Consider the following 23,368-nt stretch of genomic DNA (forward strand, 5'->3'; position numbering starts at 1 on the left):
CCTCATTCAGAGTCAAGCGTTTATTTTCACTTTTCTCTGTGGCGTTCATCTCTGAACCCCGCTAACCCGGCGGCTTGTAGGCCGTTGTTCCGTGTCAGTGGAGGCGCATTATAGGGAGTTATTTCGGTGTGACAAGAGGAAATTCAAAAAAACTTTTCGTTCGCCTTTTTTTTCACCAAATCGCGTCGTAAAGCACCATAAAATGCACTATCTGCTGTTTTAACCACCGAAGTTTCTCATCGAATGGCATACTAAACGGTGTAATAACCATAAAGGAACGGCATTTATGTCTCTAAGTGCACAGCAGTTGGCGGCTCAGAAGAACATCTCCTGGGTACTGGCAGAGAAACTGGCGCAGAAGATCCTCACTGGTGAATATGCCCCAGGCAGCATTCTTCCCGGTGAGATGGAGCTCGGTGAGCACTTTGGCGTAAGCCGAACCGCCGTTCGGGAAGCGGTAAAAACACTGACCGCCAAAGGCATGGTACTTCCCCGCCCGCGAATTGGCACAAGGGTGATGCCACAAAGCCACTGGAATTTCCTCGATAAAGAGCTGCTGTCCTGGTGGCTGACTGAAGATAACTTCGAAGCAGTGGTGAGCCATTTCCTCGTCATGCGCAGCAGTCTTGAACCACAAGCGTGTTTTCTCGCCGCGACGCAGGGAACGGCTGAACAAAAAGCAGAACTCAATGCATTAATGGAAGAGATGGTCCATCTGAAGGCACACTTCAATCGCGAACGCTGGATAGAAGTGGATATGGCCTGGCACGAACATATCTATGAAATGAGCGCCAATCCCTTTTTGACCTCTTTTGCTTCTCTCTTCCATTCGGTCTACCACACCTACTTTACGTCGATAACCCACAATGAAGTGGTGAAGCTGAGTCTTCATCAGTCTATTGTCGATGCTATCCAGGAAGGCGACGGGCTACGAGCACAACAAGCCTGCCAGACATTGTTAACGACACCGCATACCGGAGCCTGAATCCAAAGGGACACCGAATGACCGAGAAAAAAGCACGCAGTATGGCCGGGTTGCCGTGGATTGCGGCAATGGCTTTCTTTATGCAGGCACTGGATGCCACGATTCTGAATACCGCCCTTCCCGCGATAGCTCACAGTCTCAACCGCTCTCCGCTCGCCATGCAGTCAGCGATCATCAGCTATACCCTGACGGTGGCGATGCTCATTCCGGTAAGCGGCTGGCTGGCCGACCGTTTTGGTACCCGCCGGGTCTTTATGCTGGCGGTTAGCCTCTTTACGCTCGGTTCATTTGCTTGTGCGCTCTCAAGTACACTCACCGAACTGGTTATTTTCCGTGTGATTCAGGGCGTCGGTGGCGCAATGATGATGCCGGTGGCGAGACTAGCGCTACTGCGGGCTTATCCGCGCAGCGAACTCCTCCCGGTGCTGAACTTCGTTACCATGCCTGGACTGGTCGGCCCCATTCTTGGCCCTGTACTCGGCGGGGTCCTGGTCACCTGGGCGACGTGGCACTGGATCTTCCTGATTAATATTCCGATTGGCGTGGCCGGGATTCTGTATGCCCGCAAATATATGCCGAACTTTACGACTCCCCGCCGCGGTTTTGATATGACCGGCTTTCTCCTGTTTGGGCTGAGCCTGGTTCTGTTTTCCAGCGGTATGGAGCTGTTCGGCGAGAAGATTGTTGCTGCGTGGATTGCGCTGGCGATAGTGCTGCTGAGTGTTCTTCTACTACTGGCTTATATCCGCCACGCCCGTCGTCACCCGACGCCGCTTATCGCGCTGCCGATTTTCAAAACCCGCACCTTTTCCGTCGGGATCGCCGGGAATCTCGCCACTCGTCTGGGGACTGGCTGTATTCCGTTCCTGATGCCGCTGATGCTACAGGTTGGTTTTGGTTATCCGGCGCTGATTGCCGGGTGCATGATGGCCCCTACCGCCGTCGGCTCGATTATCGCCAAATCAACGGTCACTCAGGTGCTGAGATGGTTCGGTTATCGCAAAGTTCTGGTGGGCATAACGGTATTTATCGGCCTGATGATCGCCCAGTTTTCACTGCAGACGCCAGCCATGCCAATATGGATGATGCTTTTACCGCTCTTTGTGTTGGGAATGGCGATGTCAACGCAGTTTACGTCGATGAACACCATCACGCTTGCCGATCTGACCGATGACAACGCCAGTAGCGGTAACAGCCTGCTCGCGGTCACACAGCAGCTGTCGATAAGCCTTGGCGTTGCCATCAGTGCTGCGGTACTGCGTTTTTATGAAGGGTTTGACGGTAGCAGCACGGTGGAGCAGTTCCACTACACCTTTATTACCATGGGCGCTATCACCGTGGTTTCCGCACTGATGTTTATGCTGCTAAAACCGAAAGATGGCCGCAACCTGATTAAGGAGCGGCATAAGCGTTAAACGGAACCGCGAACCACCAGCTCTGGCGTCAGCTGTACACGCTGCTGTTTTTGCCCTGGCTGCGCCATTCGGTGGATAAGCACATCGATGGCCAGCTCACCTAACTCATCTTTCGGTTGATGGATAGTCGTCAGCGGCGGTGTCATGTAGCGTGCGAGTTCGATGTCATCATATCCGATAACCGCCACGTCCTGCGGGATCCGAAGCCCTGCCTGGTACAGCGCCTGATAAGCCCCAACCGCCATCGCATCGTTACCGGTGAATACCGCATCTGGCCGTTCCGGCAATGCCAGCAAACGCTGCATGGCTTCAAAACCACCGCCAAACTCGAAGTCGCTGGTGATTTCATATCCATCGGCAATCTTAAGCCCGGCGCGCTGCATTGCCACCCGGTAACCTTCCAGACGCAGGCGCGCCGGAGTTTTATCTAACGGTCCGGAAATACAGGCAATACGGGAGTGGCCTTTATCAATCAGGTACTGTGTCGCCATATCACCGCCGAGCAGCGAGTTGTCCTGAATCAGGTCGCTGTCGCCGTCGAAAGGCGCCCAGTCCATCATCACCGTCGGAACAGACGGGTAGCGTTGCATAATCTCTGGCGAGGGTTGATGCGTTTCGGTGCAGAGCAGCAGTAAGCCATCCACCCGCTTTTGCATCAACGTTTCCAGGTTTCGGTTCATCCGCTGTTCGTCACCTTCGGTGTTGCACAGCACCAGGCTGTAGCCGCGCTCAAAGCAGCTACGCTCCACGCCGCGAACCAGCTCAGAATAGAAGGGATTGGTACTGGCTGTAATCAGCATGCCAATGGTGCGGGTCTGATTAAGCTTCAGGCTACGCGCCAGCGCAGAGGGCGCGTAGTTAAGGCTTTTAATAGCCGCTTCGACTTTCGCCGTAATCGCTTCACTCACGAAGCGATCTTTATTAATGACGTGCGAAACGGTTGAAGTGGAAACGCCCGCCACGCGGGCAACATCCTTCATAGTAGCCAAGCGTTACCCCTGTTGACGTAAAAACTCGTCGATCTCTTTGCGCCAGGGAACCGATGGCTGCGCACCTTTACGCGTCACGGCGATAGCCGCAGCCGCATGAGCGAAACGGATAGCCTCCGCCAGTGGTTTGTCTTCGAGCAACGCGGTGACCAGCGCACCGTTAAAGGTGTCGCCAGCGGCGATAGTATCAATGGCTTTCACTTTAAAACCAGGCACACGCTGGCCTTCGCCTTTTACGCTTGCCCACACGCCACGGCTACCGAGCGTGATGATGACGGTTTCAATGCCTTTGTCATGCAACGCACCTGCGGCACGAGCGGCATCTTCATCATTCTCCACCCGAATACCGGTCAGCTTTTCGGCTTCCGTTTCGTTCGGAGTGATGATGTCCACCAGCGACAGCAGCTCATCAGAGAGCTCCCGCGCAGGTGCCGGGTTCAGCACGACAGAGGTGTTATGTTGATGGGCGATTTTGGCCGCTGCCAGAACGCTCTCAAGCGGTGATTCGAGCTGCATGAGCAGCGCCTCGGCCTCTGCGATACGTGAATTTTCAGCCTCAACGCGCGCGACAGACAGCGCGGCGTTAGCCCCGGCGTGAATACCGATGACATTCTCACCTTCTGCGTTGACGAAAATCAGCGCCACGCCGGTGGATTCTCCGCTAACCGCGCTGACAGGTGCGACATCAATGTTGTCGCTTGCCAGCTGCTGGCGAACGCGGGCACCGGTATCGTCATCGCCAGTACAGGCGATAAAAGCAATATGAGCTCCGCTACGACCCGCGGCCACCGCCTGATTAGCGCCCTTACCGCCAAACGCCACCTGATAGTGGTTGCCAGTAACGGTCTCACCCGGCGATGGGAAAGATTCAAGGTTAAGAATGTGATCGGCATTGATGCTGCCAAGGACGACGAGATTGCCTGCGGTTTTCATGTTGAATATGTCCGGTAAAGTGCGCCACCGGCGAAATCACCGATGGCGCGTGCCCTGCTTTTCTTTTTTACGTTGTCCCTCAGGCGCGAAGCCTGAATCGCTACTAGTTTATTGCTTAACTACCAGTTTCAGATCTACCGGATACTTAGCCTGAACTTTCTCGCCTTTCAGCACTTTATCCGCAACCTCAACGCCCTGGGCGCCGATCTGCTCCGGTAACTGTGCAATAGTCGCAGCCAGTTTGCCATCATTTACGGCTTTTTCGCCATCCGGTGTGCCGTCAAATCCAACCACCATCACATCAGATTTACCTGCAGTCTGCAGCGCGCGCAGTGCACCCAGCGCCATTTCATCGTTCTGAGCGAATACGGCCTGCACGTCCGGATGCGCGGTCAGCAGGTTCTGCATGACGTTCAGACCTTTAGTACGGTCGAAGTCTGCCGGCTGGCTTGCCAGGACATTGAATTTATGTGCTGCCACGGCCTGCTGGAAACCTTCTCCACGCTCACGCGCAGCAGACGTTCCTGCAATCCCCTGCAGTTCGATAACTTTTGCCTTTTCGCCCACTTTCTTCGCGATATAGTCACCGGCGATTTTACCGCCCAGCACGTTATCAGAAGCGATGTGGCTAACCACCTCACCTTTAGCAGCAACACGGTCAAGGGTAATAACCGGGATCTTAGCCTGGTTAGCCATCTTCACGGCGTTACCTACCGCATCAGAATCGGTCGGGTTGATCAGCAGAATTTTGGTACCACGAACGGTCAGGTCCTGCACGTTCGCCAGCTCTTTCGCCGGGTTATTCTGAGAGTCCAGAATCACCAGGTTGTAACCCAGCTTGTCAGCTTCTTTCTGCGCACCATCTTTCAGGGACACAAAGAACGGGTTGTTCAGCGTGGAGACAACCAGCGCAATGGTGTCTTTCGCCATCGCGTTGGCACTAACGGTGGCGCTTAGTGCCACAGCTGAAACCAGGGTAGCGAGTTTTTTCATGTTCATATCTGAGATGTCCTGTAGTCGATTATTACTGTTTTTTGTTGTCTACCAGCACCGCCAGCAAAATCACCACCGCTTTGACGATCATCTGGTAATAGGAGGAAACACCTAACAAATTCAAACCATTATTAAGGAAACCAAGGATTAATGCGCCGATCAACGTCCCAACAATACGACCTTTACCACCAGCAAGGCTGGTGCCGCCAAGCACGACCGCCGCGATAGCGTCCAGCTCATAGCCGGTACCGGCCGTCGGCTGGGCGGAGGAGAGACGCGCCACTTCAATGATGCCCGCCAGCGACGCCAGCAGGCCACACAGTGAGTAGACGATAATCTTGATTTTATTCACGCTGATACCGGAGAGGCGCGTCGCCGCTTCGTTACCACCGAGCGCATAGATGTAGCGACCCAGACGAGTGTGATGCAGCATGTACCAGGCAGCAATAAACACGATAGCCATGATCCACACCGGTGTCGGCACACCCAGCGGACGACCAATACCGAACCAGCCGAAGACATCAGCGTTATCCGTAAATCCGGTATTAATCGGGCTACCGTTGGTATACACCATGGTTACCCCACGCAGCAGCAGCATCATCACAAGCGTAGCGATGAACGCCTGAACGCGGCCCTTCGCCACGATAACGCCAGTCACAGCACCAATCGCGGCGCCCAGCGCCAGCGCACCGGCAACGGCCACCAGCGCATTCACTTCAAGGCCCACGATGGAAGCCGCTACCGCGCCGGTCAGCGCCAGCAGGGAACCCACGGACAGGTCAATGCCGGAGGTTAAAATCACCAGCGTCATCCCAACCGCCATAATGGCGTTCACGGAGGTCTGCTGAAGAATGTTGAACAGGTTGTTAACGGTAAAAAAGTTGGGACTCATGGTCGAGACGATAGCGATAAGCACCAGCAGGGCAATCAGCGATTTTTGCTCTAACAGCCACGCTTTGGTGAAATAGCGGCGTCCGGAAACGGCCTGGGTAGTCATCTTTCTTACTCCTGGTTCACACGATTAAGCTTGCCAACTGCGGCAGCCATCAATACTTCCTGGGTGGCCTGCTCGCGCGTGAATTCGCCGCCGAGATGCCCTTCATGCATCACCATGATGCGATCGCTCATGCCCAGCACTTCCGGCATCTCTGAGGAGACAAGGATGATGCTCAGGCCATCGGCTTTGAACTGGTTAATCAGCTGATAAATCTCTTTTTTTGCCCCAACGTCTACCCCACGGGTGGGTTCGTCGAGAATAAGCACCTTCGGCCGGGTCATCAGGCCGCGGGCAATCGCCACTTTTTGCTGATTACCGCCGGAGAGCAAGCCGATAGCCTGCTCCATCGACGGAGTTTTGACGTTAAACAGGCGAATAAAATCACTTACTGCTTGCTGCTCGTCTTTATGTTTAAGGCCACCACCGCTGCGGCTAAAGTAGCGCAGCGCGGTCAGAGACATGTTCTCTTTCACCGACATCCCGAGCACAAGGCCATCACGCTTACGGTCTTCGGAAATATAGACGATCCCGTTGGCCAGGCCATCCTGCGGAGAGCGGGTCACCACTTCATGACCATCGAGGGTAACGTAACCGCTGGTGCGCGGCAGCGCGCCATACAGCACTTTCATCAGCTCGGTACGCCCGGCCCCCATCAGGCCAGCTACGCCCAGGATTTCCCCTTTGCGTAGGGTAAAGCTGACATCCTTCACCCCCGGACCGCACAGATTATCGACCTTCAGGCGAGTTTCACCCGGCGCTTTATCCAGATGCGGGTATTGATCTTCAAGCTTACGGCCAACCATCATTTCGATGAGCTGATCTTCATTGAGGCTGTCAACGGTGCGCTCGGCAATAAACTGTCCATCGCGAAAGACCGTAACGTCATCGCAGATTTCGAAGATCTCTTTCATGCGGTGGGAGATATAGACAATTCCACGTCCCTGCGATTTCAGTTCGCGGATAACGCGGAAGAGTGATTCGGTTTCGGTATCGGTCAGCGCATCGGTCGGTTCATCCATAATGATGACCTTCGACTCAAAGCTCAGCACTTTAGCGATTTCTACCATCTGCTGGTCGCCAATCGACAAATCCCCAACCATACGATCGCTTTTGAAGCGTAAATTCAGCTTCGCCAGCAGCTTATCCGCTTCGGCGTACATCGTTTTCCAGTCGATTTTGCCAAAGCGGTTAACGAATTCGCGGCCAAGGAAGATATTCTCGGCAATGGTCAGTTGGGGGATCAGGTTCAGCTCCTGGTGGATGATGCCGATACCCGCTTCCTGGGAGGATTTTGGTCCGTTAAAAGTGGTTTCTTTCCCAAGCCATAACAGTGAACCAGCATCACGCGAGTAGATACCGGTCAGTACTTTCATCATGGTGGATTTACCGGCACCGTTTTCTCCCACCAGCGCCATCACGCGGCCAGGATAAACGTTGAGTGAAGCGCCGGAGAGCGCCTTCACGCCGGGGAAGGATTTATCAATACCTTTGAGTTGCAGTAATGCGTCCATGATGGCCTCAGAAAGTGACGCCAGCACAGAGAATGATATTCGCATACGGGGAACACTCCCCGCTGCGAATTACCGCCTGACTGGATGCGGTTTTTTGTTTGAACTGCTCATGACTGGTGTAACGAATTTCAATCGTGTTTCCCTGGTGTTGCTGCAGCTGCTCGATGTGCTTGAGCAACGTTTCGTGGAGTTGCGGATTTTTGTGTTTAATCTCTTCCGCCAGAATGGCCGCTTCTACCTGCATTTCCGTCGTGACGACTTCCAGTACCTGCATAAACGAAGGTACGCCCTGGGTTAATGCCATATCGATGCGTTCAGCGCTGTGTGGGATCGGCAGACCCGCATCACACACCACCAACGTATCCGTATGCCCAAGACGGGAAATGACAGCGGAAATATCAGCGTTAAGAACCGTACCTTTCTTCATTATTTTGCTCCACTAGCGAAACGTTTCGCTATGGATAGTTTAGACGTAAGTATGTACAGAAAACCATCATGAAGTAGCAAATTTGTGATCGCGGTCGAAACGTTTCGCTAACGTAAATGGGAAGAAATAGAGGAAGGGGGAAGTGCCGGGCGAACAAAGCGTCACCCGGCATGAAAGCGTCGTTAGATCTCGACCTGAGTACCAAGCTCAATAACCCGGTTAGGCGGGATCTCAAACTGGTCCGGCGCACGCAGGGCGTTACGTTGCAGCAACAGATAAAGCTTACCGCGCAGACGCAGATACCATGGCCGTTTCTCGCCAATAATCAGCGATTCGTGCGACATAAAGAACGAGGTTTCCATCATTCGGCAACTTAATCCTTCCAGGCCACAGCGGTGGAATACTTCTTCCACGTTTGGCGTTTCACGCCAGCCGTAGCTTGCTACCACGCGCCAGAACGACGGCGAGAGCTGCTCAATCTGCACCCGGCGTACGTTATGTACATAAGGCGCATCTTCAGTACGCAGCGTCAGCAGAATCACCCGCTCGTGCAGCACTTTGTTGTGCTTGAGGTTATGCAGCATCGCAAACGGAATCACGTTCAGTGCGCGAGACATATACACGGCGGTACCCGGTACGCGAACCGGCGGCGATTTCTCCAGCGAGGCAATCATCGCCTCCAGAGAGTTGCCGTGCTCATGCATACGGCGCAGCAGACGGAAACGCTCGCTCTTCCAGGTGGTCATGACGATAAACATCACGATACCAAGGCTCAGCGGCAGCCAACCGCCGGAGAGCAGCTTATCCAGGTTCGCCGAGAACAGCGGAACGTCAACAAACAGGAACGCCACCAGGATCACAGCGACCAGATACTTGTTCCAGTGCCAGTTTTTGCGTGCGACGGTCACAGACAGGATAGAAGTCAGCACCATGGTGCCGGTTACCGCAATACCATAAGCCGCCGCCAGGTTACTGGAGTGTTCGAAGCTGACGATAACCAGCACTACCGCGAAGTAGAGCAGCCAGTTAATGAAAGGGATATAAATCTGCCCGGACTCCATTTCTGAAGTATGGATTATCCGCATTGGCGACAAATATCCGAGGCGTACCGCCTGGCGGGTCAGGGAGAAGACGCCGGAGATAACCGCCTGCGATGCAATCACCGTCGCCAGAGTGGCGAGAATAAGCATGGGGATCAACGCCCATTCAGGCGCCAGCAGGAAGAACGGGTTCTTAATGGCTTCCGGGTTTTTCAGAAGCAGAGCCCCCTGGCCGAAATAGTTGAGCACTAGTGAAGGCAGCACCACGCTGAACCACGCCACGCGAATCGGTAATTTACCGAAGTGACCCATGTCGGCATACAGTGCTTCAACACCGGTAATCGACAGCACCACGGCACCCAGCGCCACGAACGACACGGTTTTATATTCGAGGAAGAAATGCACCGCCCAGTACGGGTTCAACGCCTGCAGTACTATCGGGTTATCAATAATGCTTCTGAGGCCCAATACCGCCAGCAGCACAAACCAGATAAGCATGATAGGTGCAAACAGTTTACCGACCATGCCGGTACCATGCTTTTGGATCATGAACAGCAGCGTGAGTACGATTATCGCGATGGGGACCACCCAGGAATCAAGCTGGGGAGCAATAATCTCCAGCCCTTCTATCGCTGACATAACCGAAATGGCCGGGGTGATAACCACCTCGCCATAGAAAAAGCTGCCGCCAATAAGGCCGAGGATCACCAGAACGGAGGTCATTTTGGCAGAAGTGTTGCGTCCGGCGAGGGACATCAGCGTCAGGATCCCCCCTTCACCGGCGTTGTCCGCCCGCATAACAAAGGTGATGTACTTGATGGAAACCGTAAAAATCAGCAACCATAAGATCAGTGACAGAAAGCCAAATACCGCATCCTGTTCAACGCCAAAACCAAACTGCCCTGACAGACATTCTCGAAGCGTATAAAGTGGGCTGGTACCAATGTCGCCGTATACCACGCCAATTGCCGCAAGCGTAACCGCGGGCAATGATTGTTTATTATCAGTGCTCATAGACTCGTCTTTCGTTTATAAAACAAATGAGTGCCTGATCCCTTGGCCCACAAAAGGCGCACAGTATGCATGATTTACTGCAAAATCGTACCCCTAACTGAATTCATGTTAACCTGGCTCAAAGAAAAAATCGGTGCTTTTGCCGCCAGGTTCCGCCCACATTCCTGAACGGCTATACTCGCTAAGTCAAGCCGGAACACGGAGAAAGGACGCAAATCAATTATGGCTCAATCACATTTATTGGCAGAAAGAATTTCCCGGCTAAGCGCGGCACTGGAGAAAGGGCTGTATGAACGTAGCCACGCCATTAGGCTCTGCCTGCTGGCAGCACTCAGCGGCGAGAGCGTGTTCCTGCTTGGGCCGCCTGGTATCGCTAAAAGCCTGATTGCTCGTCGCCTGAAATTTGCTTTCCAGCATGCGCGCGCGTTTGAATATCTGATGACGCGTTTCTCCACCCCGGAAGAAGTGTTTGGCCCACTCTCGATTCAGGCGCTAAAAGATGAAGGGCGATATGAGCGACTGACCGCCGGATATCTTCCGGAAGCTGAAATCGTCTTTCTCGATGAGATCTGGAAAGCGGGCCCGGCCATCCTGAACACTCTGCTTACCGCCATCAACGAACGCAGCTTCCGCAACGGTGCCAACGAAGCCAAAATCCCAATGCGCCTGCTGGTAGCCGCATCGAACGAACTCCCGGAAGCCGACAGCAGCCTTGAAGCACTGTACGACCGTATGCTTATTCGCCTGTGGATGGATAAAGTGCAGGAGAAGGGAAACTTCCGCTCCATGCTGGTCAGCCAGCAGGATGAAAACGAAAACCCGGTTCCTGCAAGCGTGCAGGTTACGGATGAAGAGTTTGTGCAGTGGCAAAAGGATATCGGCAGCGTCAGGCTGACAGACAGCGTTTTCGAGCTCATCTACCAGCTTCGCCAACAGCTCGATACCTTGCCAAGCGCGCCCTATGTGTCCGATCGGCGCTGGAAAAAGGCGATCCGTTTACTGCAGGCCAGCGCCTTCTTCAGCGGTCGCGACGCCATTGCACCTATCGATCTTATCCTGCTGAAAGACTGTCTGTGGCACAACGCCGAAAGCATGCATCTGATGCAACATCAGCTGGAGATATTGATGACCGGGCACGCCTGGCAGCAGCAGGCCATGCTGAACCGCCTGGGAGCAATTACCCAGCGACGTATCCAGCTTCAACAACAGCAAAGCGACAAAACTGCGCTGAAAGTGACCCGCGTCGGCGGCATGTTTAGCCGTAAACCTCATTACGAGCTACCGGCAGAGTTGCAAGATAACCTCCTCACTCTGCTGCTCCAGCAGCCGTTGAAGCTTCACGATATCAACGTCGTTCACATCACCTTTGATCGCCCGGCGCTCGAGCTGTGGCTGGAAAAGGGAGGTGAAATTCGCGGCAAGCTCAACGGTATTGGCTTTGCTCAGGTGGTGAATCTGGAGGTCGACGCCAGCCAGCATCTGGTTGTACGCGACGTGAGTCTGCAGGGATCGCGGTTGACCCTGCCCGGCATTGCCGCCCAGGAGAACATGCCGGAAGAGATAAAACAGCAACTGGACGCGCTCGATGAAGAGTGGCACCAGCAGCACAACCGCTTCAGTGAACAGCAAAAATGCCTGTTTGTGCATAGCGACTGGTTAGGTCGCATTGAGTCCAGTCTGCAGGATGTCGGCGCGCAGATTAAACAGGCCCGTCAATGCTGACGCTGGATACACTGAACGTCATGCTCTCCGTCAGCGAGGAGGGCCTCATTGAAGAGATGCTCCTCGCGCTGTTAGCCTCACCACAGCTGGCACTGTTCTTTGAGAAATTTCCCCGCCTGAAGCACGCCATCACCGAAGATATCCCGCGCTGGCGGGAGTCGTTGAAAAATCGCCTCAAAGAGGTCGATGTTCCGCCGGAGCTGGCGGATGAGGTGATGTGCTATCAGCAGTGTCAGAAGCTTTCGACAACGCAGTTTATCGTTCAGCTACCACAAACCCTGACGCTGCTGCATAAGCTGCAGTCGCCCTTCGCCGCTCAGGCGCAACAGCTGGTGGACGGCAATGCCACCTTTACCCCGGCGTTACACACGCTCTTTTTACAGCGCTGGCGGCTAAGTCTGGTGGTGCAAACTACCACCCTCAATCAGCAACTGCTTGAAGAGGAGCGGGAACAACTGCTGAGTGAAGTTCAGGAACGAATGACCTTAAGCGGGCAGTTGGATCCGGTGCTTGTCGAGAATGAAAACGCTGCCGGTCGCCTGTGGGATATGAGCGCAGGCCAGCTCAAGCGCGGCGATTATCAGCTTATCGTTAAATATGGTGAGTTTCTGACCCAGCAGCCGGAGCTTTTGCAGCTTGCAGAACAGCTCGGGCGCTCGCGGGAAGCGAAATCCGTGCCGAAGAAAGACTCACCGATGGAAACCTTCCGCACCCTGGTGCGTGAACCTGCAACCGTTCCGGAACAGGTTGATGGCCTCCAGCAGAGCGACGATATTCTGCGCCTGCTGCCACCGGAGCTGGCGACGCTTGGGATAACCGAGCTGGAATACGAGTTTTATCGCCGGCTGGTGGAGAAACAGCTGCTGACGTATCGTCTGCACGGCGACGCCTGGCGCGAGAAGGTGAGTGAGCGTCCGGTAGTCCATCAGGATGTTGAGCAGCAGCCGCGTGGACCATTCATCGTCTGCGTGGATACCTCGGGCTCCATGGGCGGATTCAATGAACAGTGTGCGAAAGCCTTTTGCCTGGCGCTGATGCGCGTCGCGCTGGCTGATAACCGCCGCTGTTTCATTATGCTGTTCTCCAGCGAAGTGGTGCGTTACGAGCTGACCGGGCGCCAGGGGATCGAGCAGGCGATCCGTTTTCTAAGCCAGCGCTTTCGCGGCGGCACCGATATTGCCAGCTGCTTTCGCGCCATTATAGAAAGAATGCAGGAAGCGGCATGGGCGGACGCCGATGCGGTCGTGATTTCTGACTTTATTGCCCAGCGACTGCCGGACGATGTGGTGGAGAAAGTGAAAGAGTTGCAGCATCGTCACCAGCACCGTTTTCACGCGGTGGCAATGTCCGTTCATGGCAAACCCGGCATCATGCGCATCTTCGATCATATCTGGCGCTTTGATACCGGGCTGCGGAGCCGCCTGCTGCGTCGCTGGCGGCGTTAAGTCTTACAGCAGAGCGCCGACGTTCTCACGAACCTGCTGCGGCCATACGCCACACTGAACCTGACCGATGTGCGGCAGCTGCAGCAGAAGCATAGTTAAACGCGACTGGCCGATACCACCACCGATGGTCTGCGGCATCTCACCGCGCAGCAGCGCCTGGTGCCATTCCAGCTGCAGACGATCTTCATCACCGGTGATCGCCAGCTGACGTTTCAGGGCGTCAGCATCAACACGGATCCCCATAGAAGAGAGCTCAAAAGCATCTTCCAGAACCGGGTTCCACACCAGGATATCCCCATTGAGTCCGGCAAAACCGGAAGCCGACGGCGTGCTCCAGTCATCATAATCCGGCGCACGTACATCGTGACGCTTACCGTCACTCAGTTTGCCACCGATACCAATCAGGAATACCGCGCCAAGCTCTTTGGCAATTGCGCGCTCACGACCCTTTTCGTCAAGCGTCGGGTAGCGGCTCAGCAGCTCCTGGCTGTGAACAAAGTGGATCTGCTCTGGCAGGAACGGTGCCAGACCAAACTCTTTACTTACCGCCGCCTCGGTGGCTTTGATCCCCTGCCAGATTGCTTCAACAGTGGCTTTCAGCGTACCGGTATGACGCTCTCCATCACCCATCACGCGCTCCCAGTCCCACTGGTCAACGTATACGGAGTGAATAGGAGAGAGACGGTCTTCATCGGGGCGAAGGGCTTTCATGTGCGTGTACAGCCCTTCGCCCGCGCTGAAGTCGTGTTGTCCCAGGGTTTGACGCTTCCACTTCGCAAGGGAATGAACCACTTCGAACTGGGCGTCTGGCAGTGTTTTCACTTTCACCTGCACCGCTTTTTCGCAACCGGATAAGTTATCCTGCGTCCCGTCACCCACGCGGCTTAAGATTGGTGCCTGAACTTCAATCAGCCCAAGCTTATCTTCCAGCTGGCGTGAAAAGTGGGACTTAACGAAACTGATCTGGCGTTGTTTTGCGATATAAGCGGTTTTCATTTTTATTTACTCCTGCGTCCTGTTGCTGTTGATTAAGCAACAAAAAGCGGGTTCAATTCAATAATCAACAAACAAAATCGCCATTGCACTTTTAATTCGTTAAAATCAGGCGCTAAAATTATCATAATCATCAATCTTCATAAGAAAAAACGATGGAAAATTATCAGATCGACAATCTGGACCGCAGCATACTTGAGGTGCTGATGGCCAATGCGCGTACGGCCTACGCTGAGCTGGCCAAACAGTTTGGCGTAAGCCCCGGGACCATTCACGTTCGGGTAGAGAAGATGAAGCAGGCGGGCATCATCACTGGGGCACGTATCGACGTCAGCCCAAAACAGCTCGGTTACGACGTCTGCTGTTTTATCGGCATTATATTGAAGAGCGCAAAAGACTATCCGTCTGCGCTGGCGAAGCTTGAAAGTCTGGATGAGGTGACCGAGGCCTACTACACCACCGGACACTACAGCATCTTCATTAAAGTCATGTGCCGATCGATTGATGCCCTGCAGCAGGTACTTATCAACAAGATCCAAACAATCGATGAAATTCAGTCCACCGAAACTCTGATCTCCCTGCAGAACCCGATCATGCGTACCATTCGCCCGTGATCGGGCTTTTTTAATCCCCTGTTTTCCACAGGTAGATCCCAGCCCGCTCACAGCGTACAATACGCCACTCAGACTCTGGAGCAGGCATTCATGGCGGATATTACTCTCATCAGCGGCAGCACCCTTGGCGGTGCCGAATATGTAGCAGAACACCTGGCCGAAAAGCTGGAAGACGCGGGCTTTACGACCGAAACGCAGCATGGGCCGCTGTTGGATGACCTTGATCCCCAAAGTATCTGGTTAGTTATCTGTTCTACCCACGGTGCCGGAGATATTCCGGATAACCTGCAGCCGTTTTACGACTGCCTGCTGGAGCAGAAACCCGATCTTAGCGATGTTCGCTTTGGCGCTATCGGGATCGGCAGTCGCGAATACGACACCTTCTGTGGCGCTATCGACAAGCTGGACAGCGCACTGAAAGCCTGCGGGGCGAAGCAGACTGGCGACACCCTGAAGATCAACATTCTCGAGCACGATATTCCTGAAGATCCGGCTGAGGTTTGGCTGGGATCGTGGAAAAACTTGATCAAGTAGATGAACAAATCGTGCGATCGTATGTGGATAACTCTGGTTAAAACCTTGGATCAACCAGTAGTTATCCAATGAATAACGATTGGTCAGTTTTTGAGTTGTGCATAACCCTTCATTTTGATCCCAGCTTATACGGACCAGGATCACCGATCATTCACAGCGAATGATCCAGAATAACTCTTTGATCTTAAAAAGCGGATCCGACTTATCAACAAGACATGGCGATCCTAATAAGAGATCACAATAGAACAGATCTCTAAATAAAAAGATCTTCTTTTTAATACTCAGGATCCCAGTGCTTTCTCGAAAGACTAAAGTTGAGTAGAATCCACGGCCCGGGCATCAATCCATTTTCAAACCGCTTTACGCGAGGCAGACCACCATGTTTTATCAGGATCCTTTTGACGTCATCATCATTGGCGGGGGTCACGCAGGCACTGAGGCCGCAATGGCAGCAGCGCGAATGGGCCAACAGACCCTGCTTTTGACACACAATATCGACACGCTGGGGCAGATGAGCTGCAACCCGGCCATTGGCGGTATTGGGAAAGGACACCTGGTAAAAGAAGTGGATGCTCTCGGCGGGCTGATGGCAAAAGCTATCGATCAGGCAGGCATTCAGTTTAGGATACTAAACGGCAGCAAAGGCCCGGCAGTGCGTGCTACTCGTGCACAAGCTGACCGCGTACTCTACCGTCAGGCAGTGCGCACCGCACTCGAGAATCAACCGAATCTGATGATTTTCCAGCAGGCGGTTGAAGATCTGATCGTCGAAAACGATCGTGTCGTGGGTGCAGTCACCCAGATGGGCCTGAAGTTCCGTGCCAAAGCGGTAGTGCTGACCGTGGGGACTTTCCTCGACGGTAAGATCCACATTGGTCTGGATAACTACAGCGGTGGCCGTGCAGGCGATCCGCCGTCCATTTCGCTGTCACGCCGTCTGCGTGAATTGCCGCTGCGCGTAAATCGCCTGAAAACCGGTACTCCGCCACGTATTGACGCGCGCACTATCGATTTCAGCGTTCTGGCACAGCAGCACGGTGATAACCCGATGCCGGTATTCTCATTCATGGGGTCGGTTGAACAACATCCGCGCCAGGTGCCGTGCTACATCACACACACCAATGAAAAAACCCATGACGTGATCCGTAATAACCTCGATCGCAGCCCGATGTATGCCGGTGTGATCGAAGGGATCGGCCCGCGTTACTGCCCATCCATCGAAGACAAAGTGATGCGCTTTGCCGATCGCAATCAGCATCAGATCTTCCTTGAGCCGGAAGGACTCACCTCCAACGAAATTTATCCAAACGGTATCTCCACCAGCCTGCCGTTTGATGTCCAGATGCAGATTGTTCGCTCCATGCAGGGGATGGAAAATGCGCGTATCGTTCGTCCTGGCTATGCCATCGAGTACGATTTCTTTGACCCGCGCGATCTAAAACCGACGCTTGAGAGCAAATTCATCGAAGGTCTGTTCTTTGCTGGTCAGATCAACGGCACCACCGGATACGAAGAAGCCGCTGCCCAGGGTCTGCTTGCCGGGCTTAACGCCGCGCGTTTCTCAGCGGAGAAAGAAGGTTGGGCGCCAGGCCGTTCTCAGGCATACCTTGGGGTGCTGGTGGACGATCTCTGTACTCTGGGAACCAAAGAGCCGTACCGTATGTTTACCTCTCGCGCTGAATATCGCCTGATGCTGCGTGAAGACAACGCCGATCTGCGCCTGACCGAAGTGGGTCGTGAGCTGGGTCTGGTGGATGACGAACGTTGGGCGCGTTTCAACGACAAGCTGGAAACCATTGAGCGTGAACGCCAGCGTCTGAAATCGACTTGGGTGAACCCGACCGCTGAGTCTGCACCGGAAGTGAACGCTCACCTGACGGCACCGCTGTCGCGTGAAGCCAGCGGTGAAGATCTGCTGCGCCGCCCGGAAATGACCTACGAACAGCTGGTTCAACTTAGCGCATTTGCTCCGGGTCTTGAAGATACCGAAGCCGCTGAACAGGTTGAGATTCAGGTGAAATACGAAGGGTATATCGCGCGTCAGCAGGATGAGATTGAAAAACAGCAGCGCAATGAAAATACGCTGCTGCCGGCAACGCTCGATTACCGCCAGGTCAATGGCCTCTCTAACGAAGTCATTGCCAAGCTTAACGATCACAAACCGGTATCGATAGGCCAGGCTTCGCGTATTTCCGGGATCACCCCGGCTGCAATCTCCATCCTGCTGGTCTGGTTGAAAAAACAGGGTATGCTGCGCCGCAGCGCATAACTTATCGAAAAATGCCCGGCAGCGCTTGCCGGGTCTGGAACGAAAGCCGGATAAGCCGAAATCGCTATCCGGCTCATCACCGCAAACAGGTATTCACCGTGCTCAACAAACTCTCTCGTCTGCTGGATGAAGCAGGTATTTCGCTCACCGATCACCAGAAAAATCAGCTGGTGGCCTATGTCGAATTGCTCAACAAATGGAACAAGGCGTACAACCTGACCTCAGTACGTGACCCGAACGAGATGCTGGTGCGTCATATCCTCGACAGCATCGTCGTGGCTCCACACCTGCAGGGCAGTCGTTTTATCGATGTGGGTACAGGCCCGGGCTTACCCGGTATTCCGCTGGCTATCGTTCTGCCGCACTGCCACTTCACGCTGCTCGACAGCCTTGGCAAACGCGTGCGCTTCCTGAAGCAGGTACAGCATGAGCTGAAACTGGAGAATGTTGCTCCGGTGCAGAGCCGTGTGGAAGCGTTTCCGGCCGAACCGCCGTTTGACGGTGTTATCAGCCGTGCATTTGCCTCACTGACCGATATGGTGAACTGGTGTCAGCACCTGCCTGGCAGGGAAGGGCGCTTCTATGCGCTGAAGGGGATTTTACCTGAAGATGAGATAGCGCAGCTGCCGGAAGGTTTTGTTGTTGAAAAATCAATCAAGCTTCAGGTGCCACATCTTGATGGCGAACGTCATTTAGTGCTCATAAAGCCAAACAAAATTTAATTTTCATCAAAAAAAATGGAAAAAACAGGGGCGCTGGAATGTTAATAAATGAGACCGATTGCCGCAGCATATCTGGTTACATTTAACCCAGCGTTAACCTGATTTTATCGCCGATTTAACGAGCAATAGCGTACCGGAATTTCTAATAATCAAGCGCATGATTATTAGCGGGCTAAACGTATAAGCATGACTAACACTCTGATGTTAAATTTTTATTATAAATGTCAATCAGGGGTTTTTATTGTGTATATGGCTTTTTCGAAAACCGAGGTTCAGTTTCATCTTAATTTTCAAATGGATGAAAACCAGCATTTTTCGCGCCTATTTAATCGAATCAGCAGCGTAATGTTTAATTTGTGATCTGCTCCACGCTTTGTATTCAGGGTTTTCGCGTTATTTGCATTTTTGTTTGATCGTTCACAGAATCGTCAAAACGTGAAAAACAGCACGGCGGAAAATTATTTAAACATTTATTCACCTTTTAGCTACTTAATGTTTGAAATCACCGGTGCGCACCGTATAATTTGACCGCTTTTTGATGCTTGACTCTAAGCCTTAAAGAACGTTTTATACGACACGCGACATACCTCGAAGGGAGCAGGAGTAAAAACGTGATGTCTGTGTCGCTCGTGAGTCGAAACGTTGCTCGTAAGCTTCTGTTCATCCAGCTTATGGCAGTAATAGCAAGTGGACTGCTGTTTTGCCTCAAAGACCCCTTCTGGGGCATTTCCGCCGCATGCGGCGGTATGGCAGTATTTCTGCCTAACGTGTTGTTTATGATTTTTGCCTGGCGTCACCAGGCGCAGACACCTGCGAAGGGCCGAGTGGCCTGGACATTTGCCTTCGGTGAGGCGTTCAAGGTGTTAGCGATGCTGGCTTTGCTGGTGGTGGCGTTAGCGGTTTTTAAGGCGGTTTTTTTGCCGCTCATCGTGACGTGGATTTTGGTGCTAGTGGTTCAGATACTGGCACCCGCTGTAATTAACAACAAAGGGTAAAGGCATCATGGCTTCTGAAAATATGACGCCGCAGGATTACATAGGTCATCACCTGAATAACCTTCAGCTTGATCTACGTACATTCTCGCTGGTGGATCCGCATAACCCCCCAGCCACCTTCTGGACGCTCAATATTGACTCCATGTTTTTCTCGGTGGTTCTGGGTCTGTTGTTCCTGGCGATGTTCCGTGGTGTGGCTAAAAGAGCGACCAGCGGCGTCCCAGGCAAGTTCCAGACCGCAATTGAGATGATTATTGGTTTTGTTCATGGCAGCGTCAAAGACATGTACCATGGCAAGAGCAAGCTCATTGCACCGCTGGCGCTGACGGTGTTCGTCTGGGTATTCCTGATGAACCTGATGGACTTGCTGCCTATCGACTTTATTCCGTGGATTGGTGAGCACGTTCTCGGCCTGCCTGCACTGCGTGTGGTGCCGTCTGCTGACGTCAACATCACACTGTCGATGGCGCTGGGCGTATTTATCCTCATTCTGTTCTACAGCATCAAAATGAAAGGCGTGGGCGGGTTCGTTAAAGAACTGACCCTGCAGCCGTTCAATCACTGGGCGTTCATTCCTGTCAACTTAATCCTTGAAGGGGTTAGCCTGCTGTCCAAACCGGTTTCACTCGGTCTGCGACTGTTCGGTAACATGTATGCGGGTGAGCTGATTTTCATTCTGATAGCTGGTCTGTTGCCGTGGTGGTCACAGTGGATTCTGAATGTGCCGTGGGCCATTTTCCACATCCTGATTATCACACTGCAAGCCTTTATCTTCATGGTTCTGACGATTGTCTATCTGTCGATGGCATCTGAAGAGCATTGATTTTTAACCAACACTACTACGTTTTAACTGAAACAAACTGGAGACTGTCATGGAAAACCTGAATATGGATCTGCTGTACATGGCTGCCGCTGTGATGATGGGTCTGGCGGCAATCGGTGCTGCGATCGGTATCGGCATCCTCGGGGGCAAATTCCTGGAAGGCGCAGCGCGTCAACCGGATCTGATTCCTCTGCTGCGTACTCAGTTCTTTATCGTTATGGGTCTGGTGGATGCTATCCCAATGATCGCTGTAGGTCTGGGTCTGTACGTGATGTTTGCTGTCGCGTAGTAAGTCGTACGAAATAACAACCTAAGCCACAGATATTTTAAGAGGTATTGTGCTGTGAACATGAACGCAACAATCCTCGGCCAGGCCATCGCGTTTGTTCTTTTCGTATGGTTCTGCATGAAGTACGTATGGCCGCCTTTAATGGCTGCCATCGAAAAACGTCAAAAAGAGATTGCTGACGGCCTTGCTTCTGCAGAACGTGCTAAGAAAGATTTGGACCTTGCACAGGCCAACGCGACCGACCAGCTGAAAAAAGCGAAAGCGGAAGCCCAGGTGATTATTGAGCAGGCGAACAAACGTCGCTCTCAGATTCTGGACGAAGCAAAAGCTGAAGCAGAACAGGAACGTAACAAAATCGTTGCACAGGCGCAGGCTGAAATTGAAGCTGAGCGTAAACGTGCCCGCGAAGAGTTACGTAAGCAAGTTGCTCACCTGGCTGTTGCTGGCGCCGAGAAGATCATCGAACGTTCCGTGGATGAAGCTGCTAACAGCGACATCGTGGACAAACTTGTCGCTGAACTGTAAGGAGGGAGGGGCTGATGTCTGAATTTGTAACGGTAGCTCGCCCCTACGCCAAAGCAGCTTTTGACTTTGCCGTCGAACACCAAAGCGTAGAACACTGGCAGAACATGCTGGCGTTTGTCGCCGAAGTGACAAAAAACGAACAGATGGCTGAGCTTCTCTCTGGCGCTTTGGCGCCGGAAACGCTCGCTAACTCGTTTATCGCCGTATGCGGTGAGCAGCTGGACGACAATGGCCAGAACCTGATTCGGGTTATGGCTGAAAACGGTCGTCTGAACGCGCTCCCGGATGTTCTTGAGCAGTTTGTTCACCTGCGTGCCGCTAGTGAGGCAATCGCGGAAGTCGAAGTGACTTCTTCTGCGCAATTAAGTGAACAGCAGCTTGCGAAGATCAGCAGTGCGATGGAAAAACGTCTGTCACGCAAAGTTAAGCTGAATTGCAAAATCGATAAGTCTGTAATGGCAGGCGTTATCATCCGAGCGGGTGATATGGTCATTGATGGCAGCGTACGCGGCCGTCTTGAGCGCCTTGCAGACGTCTTGCAGTCTTAAGGGGACTGGAGCATGCAACTGAATTCCACCGAAATCAGCGAACTGATCAAGCAGCGCATTGCTCAGTTCAATGTAGTGAGTGAAGCTCACAACGAAGGTACTATTGTTTCTGTAAGTGACGGTGTTATCCGCATTCACGGCCTTGCCGATTGTATGCAGGGTGAAATGATTTCCCTGCCGGGTAACCGTTACGCTATCGCACTGAACCTGGAGCGCGACTCCGTTGGTGCGGTAGTTATGGGTCCGTACGCTGACCTTGCCGAAGGCATGAAGGTTAAATGTACTGGTCGTATCCTGGAAGTTCCGGTTGGCCGTGGCCTGCTGGGTCGTGTGGTTAACACCCTGGGTGCGCCAATCGACGGTAAAGGTCCGGTTGAGCACGATGGCTTCTCTCCAATCGAAGTTATCGCACCGGGCGTAATCGACCGTCAGTCCGTAGATCAGCCAGTTCAGACCGGTTATAAATCCGTTGATGCCATGATCCCAATCGGTCGTGGTCAGCGTGAGCTTATCATCGGTGACCGTCAGACCGGTAAAACCGCGATGGCTGTCGATGCGATCATCAACCAGCGTGATTCCGGCATCAAATGCGTATACGTAGCAATCGGCCAGAAAGCGTCCACCATTTCTAACGTGGTACGTAAGCTGGAAGAGCACGGCGCACTGCAGAATACCATCGTTGTGGTCGCTACCGCGTCTGAATCCGCCGCACTGCAGTACCTGGCTCCGTATGCCGGTTGCGCAATGGGCGAATATTTCCGTGACCGTGGTGAAGATGCACTGATCGTTTACGATGACCTGTCCAAACAGGCTGTTGCATACCGTCAGGTTTCCCTGCTGCTCCGTCGTCCGCCAGGACGTGAAGCATTCCCGGGCGACGTATTCTATCTCCACTCTCGTCTGCTGGAGCGCGCATCCCGCGTAAACGCTGAATACGTTGAGAACTTCACCAAAGGTGAAGTGAAAGGCAAAACCGGTTCTCTGACCGCGCTGCCGATCATCGAAACCCAGGCCGGTGACGTTTCCGCGTTCGTTCCGACTAACGTAATTTCCATTACCGATGGTCAGATCTTCCTGGAAACCAACCTGTTTAACTCCGGTATTCGTCCGGCGGTTAACCCGGGTATCTCCGTATCCCGTGTTGGTGGTGCTGCTCAGACCAAGATCATGAAAAAACTGTCCGGTGGTATTCGTACCGCGCTGGCACAGTATCGTGAACTGGCGGCGTTCTCCCAGTTTGCATCCGACCTTGACGATGCAACCCGTAAACAGCTGGACCACGGTCAGAAAGTGACCGAGTTGCTGAAGCAGAAACAGTATGCGCCGATGTCTGTTGCGCAGCAGTCTCTGGTTCTGTTCGCTGCTGAACGTGGCTATCTGTCTGATGTAGAACTGGCGAAAATCGGTAGCTTCGAAGCCGCACTGTTGGCTTACGTTGACCGTGATCATGCTCCGCTGATGCAAGAGATTAACCAGTCCGGTGGCTATAACGACGAAATCGAAGGCAAGCTGAAAGGCATCCTCGATTCCTTCAAAGCAACCCAGTCCTGGTAACGTCTGACGGCCTGTCTTCGGGCAGGCCGTA

The 23,368-nt window shown here is 53.2% G+C and carries 22 protein-coding genes; 14 read left to right on the forward strand and 8 right to left on the reverse strand.

Features of this window, described 5'->3' with window-relative positions:
• Positions 1–286 precede the first annotated feature (286 nt).
• Together GYRE_RS04680 and mdtD are read left to right on the forward strand one after the other, a co-directional pair.
• A complete protein-coding gene (locus tag GYRE_RS04680) occupies positions 287–985 on the forward strand; it encodes a FadR/GntR family transcriptional regulator (RefSeq protein ID WP_006817906.1) in 699 nt (232 codons plus the stop codon).
• A gap of 17 nt (positions 986–1,002) precedes the next feature.
• Positions 1,003–2,400, forward strand: coding sequence for a multidrug transporter subunit MdtD (gene mdtD, locus GYRE_RS04685; RefSeq protein WP_006817905.1), 1,398 nt, complete (start codon positions 1,003–1,005; stop codon positions 2,398–2,400).
• Here mdtD and rbsR read toward each other — a convergent pair.
• The 7 genes from rbsR to kup all read right to left on the reverse strand — a co-directional run bounded on the left by rbsR (position 2,397) and on the right by kup (position 10,304).
• Positions 2,397–3,389: a ribose operon transcriptional repressor RbsR gene (gene rbsR, locus GYRE_RS04690; protein ID WP_112471514.1), complete on the reverse strand. Its 993-nt coding sequence runs from the start codon at positions 3,387–3,389 to the stop codon at positions 2,397–2,399. The two genes, mdtD and rbsR, sit on opposite strands and share 4 nt — an antisense overlap.
• Positions 3,390–3,392: 3 nt before the next feature.
• A complete protein-coding gene (gene rbsK, locus GYRE_RS04695) occupies positions 3,393–4,322 on the reverse strand; it encodes a ribokinase (protein WP_006817903.1) in 930 nt (309 codons plus the stop codon).
• A gap of 108 nt (positions 4,323–4,430) precedes the next feature.
• Positions 4,431–5,321, reverse strand: a complete 891-nt coding sequence (rbsB, locus tag GYRE_RS04700; protein WP_038253477.1) for a ribose ABC transporter substrate-binding protein RbsB — start codon at positions 5,319–5,321, stop codon at positions 4,431–4,433.
• 25 nt (positions 5,322–5,346) lie between these two features.
• A complete protein-coding gene (gene rbsC / locus GYRE_RS04705; RefSeq protein WP_006817901.1) occupies positions 5,347–6,312 on the reverse strand; it encodes a ribose ABC transporter permease in 966 nt (321 codons plus the stop codon).
• A 5-nt stretch (positions 6,313–6,317) separates the two neighbouring features.
• Positions 6,318–7,823, reverse strand: a complete 1,506-nt coding sequence (gene rbsA / locus GYRE_RS04710) for a ribose ABC transporter ATP-binding protein RbsA (protein ID WP_006817900.1) — start codon at positions 7,821–7,823, stop codon at positions 6,318–6,320.
• A gap of 7 nt (positions 7,824–7,830) precedes the next feature.
• Positions 7,831–8,250 carry a D-ribose pyranase gene (gene rbsD, locus GYRE_RS04715; protein ID WP_006817899.1) on the reverse strand — a complete coding sequence of 140 codons (420 nt, stop codon included), beginning with the start codon at positions 8,248–8,250 and terminating at the stop codon, positions 7,831–7,833.
• 182 nt (positions 8,251–8,432) lie between these two features.
• Positions 8,433–10,304 carry a low affinity potassium transporter Kup gene (gene kup, locus GYRE_RS04720; RefSeq protein WP_006817898.1) on the reverse strand — a complete coding sequence of 624 codons (1,872 nt, stop codon included), beginning with the start codon at positions 10,302–10,304 and terminating at the stop codon, positions 8,433–8,435.
• A gap of 222 nt (positions 10,305–10,526) precedes the next feature.
• On the opposite strand from kup, the gene ravA reads away from it, so the two are divergent.
• Positions 10,527–12,026, forward strand: coding sequence for an ATPase RavA (gene ravA, locus GYRE_RS04725; RefSeq protein ID WP_006817897.1), 1,500 nt, complete (start codon positions 10,527–10,529; stop codon positions 12,024–12,026).
• A complete protein-coding gene (gene viaA / locus GYRE_RS04730; protein WP_006817896.1) occupies positions 12,020–13,471 on the forward strand; it encodes an ATPase RavA stimulator ViaA in 1,452 nt (483 codons plus the stop codon). The genes ravA and viaA overlap by 7 nt, the downstream gene beginning before the upstream one ends.
• A gap of 3 nt (positions 13,472–13,474) precedes the next feature.
• On the opposite strand, the gene asnA is transcribed toward viaA, so the two are convergent.
• Positions 13,475–14,467 (reverse strand): aspartate--ammonia ligase, encoded by a 993-nt coding sequence (asnA, locus tag GYRE_RS04735; RefSeq protein WP_038253482.1) that lies wholly within the window; start codon positions 14,465–14,467, stop codon positions 13,475–13,477.
• Positions 14,468–14,619: 152 nt separating this feature from the next.
• Between asnA and asnC the strand changes: the two genes are divergently transcribed.
• The 10 genes from asnC (at position 14,620) to atpA (ending at position 23,337) form a co-directional block, all read left to right on the forward strand.
• The gene (gene asnC, locus GYRE_RS04740; protein WP_006817894.1) at positions 14,620–15,078 is read left to right on the forward strand and encodes a transcriptional regulator AsnC; all 459 of its coding nucleotides are present in this window, start codon (positions 14,620–14,622) and stop codon (positions 15,076–15,078) included.
• A 90-nt stretch (positions 15,079–15,168) separates the two neighbouring features.
• Positions 15,169–15,612, forward strand: coding sequence for an FMN-binding protein MioC (gene mioC, locus GYRE_RS04745; RefSeq protein WP_006817893.1), 444 nt, complete (start codon positions 15,169–15,171; stop codon positions 15,610–15,612).
• Positions 15,613–15,991: 379 nt separating this feature from the next.
• Positions 15,992–17,881: a tRNA uridine-5-carboxymethylaminomethyl(34) synthesis enzyme MnmG gene (gene mnmG, locus GYRE_RS04750; protein WP_006817892.1), complete on the forward strand. Its 1,890-nt coding sequence runs from the start codon at positions 15,992–15,994 to the stop codon at positions 17,879–17,881.
• A 98-nt stretch (positions 17,882–17,979) separates the two neighbouring features.
• Entirely contained in the window at positions 17,980–18,603 is a 624-nt protein-coding gene (gene rsmG, locus GYRE_RS04755; protein WP_038253809.1) for a 16S rRNA (guanine(527)-N(7))-methyltransferase RsmG, read from the forward strand.
• Between the two features lie 614 nt (positions 18,604–19,217).
• Complete coding sequence (gene atpI / locus GYRE_RS04760) at positions 19,218–19,598, forward strand: F0F1 ATP synthase subunit I (RefSeq protein WP_006817888.1); 381 nt, start codon at positions 19,218–19,220, stop codon at positions 19,596–19,598.
• Between the two features lie 7 nt (positions 19,599–19,605).
• Entirely contained in the window at positions 19,606–20,421 is an 816-nt protein-coding gene (atpB, locus tag GYRE_RS04765) for a F0F1 ATP synthase subunit A (protein WP_006817887.1), read from the forward strand.
• A gap of 49 nt (positions 20,422–20,470) precedes the next feature.
• Positions 20,471–20,710 (forward strand): F0F1 ATP synthase subunit C, encoded by a 240-nt coding sequence (gene atpE, locus GYRE_RS04770; protein WP_000429386.1) that lies wholly within the window; start codon positions 20,471–20,473, stop codon positions 20,708–20,710.
• 54 nt (positions 20,711–20,764) lie between these two features.
• Complete coding sequence (gene atpF, locus GYRE_RS04775; RefSeq protein WP_038253489.1) at positions 20,765–21,235, forward strand: F0F1 ATP synthase subunit B; 471 nt, start codon at positions 20,765–20,767, stop codon at positions 21,233–21,235.
• A 14-nt stretch (positions 21,236–21,249) separates the two neighbouring features.
• Positions 21,250–21,783, forward strand: a complete 534-nt coding sequence (gene atpH, locus GYRE_RS04780) for a F0F1 ATP synthase subunit delta (RefSeq protein WP_006817885.1) — start codon at positions 21,250–21,252, stop codon at positions 21,781–21,783.
• 12 nt (positions 21,784–21,795) lie between these two features.
• Positions 21,796–23,337: a F0F1 ATP synthase subunit alpha gene (gene atpA, locus GYRE_RS04785; RefSeq protein WP_006817884.1), complete on the forward strand. Its 1,542-nt coding sequence runs from the start codon at positions 21,796–21,798 to the stop codon at positions 23,335–23,337.
• The last annotated feature ends 31 nt before the right edge of the window (positions 23,338–23,368 follow it).

This window comes from Yokenella regensburgei ATCC 49455, assembly GCF_000735455.1.
Taxonomy (GTDB): Bacteria; Pseudomonadota; Gammaproteobacteria; order Enterobacterales; family Enterobacteriaceae; genus Yokenella; species Yokenella regensburgei.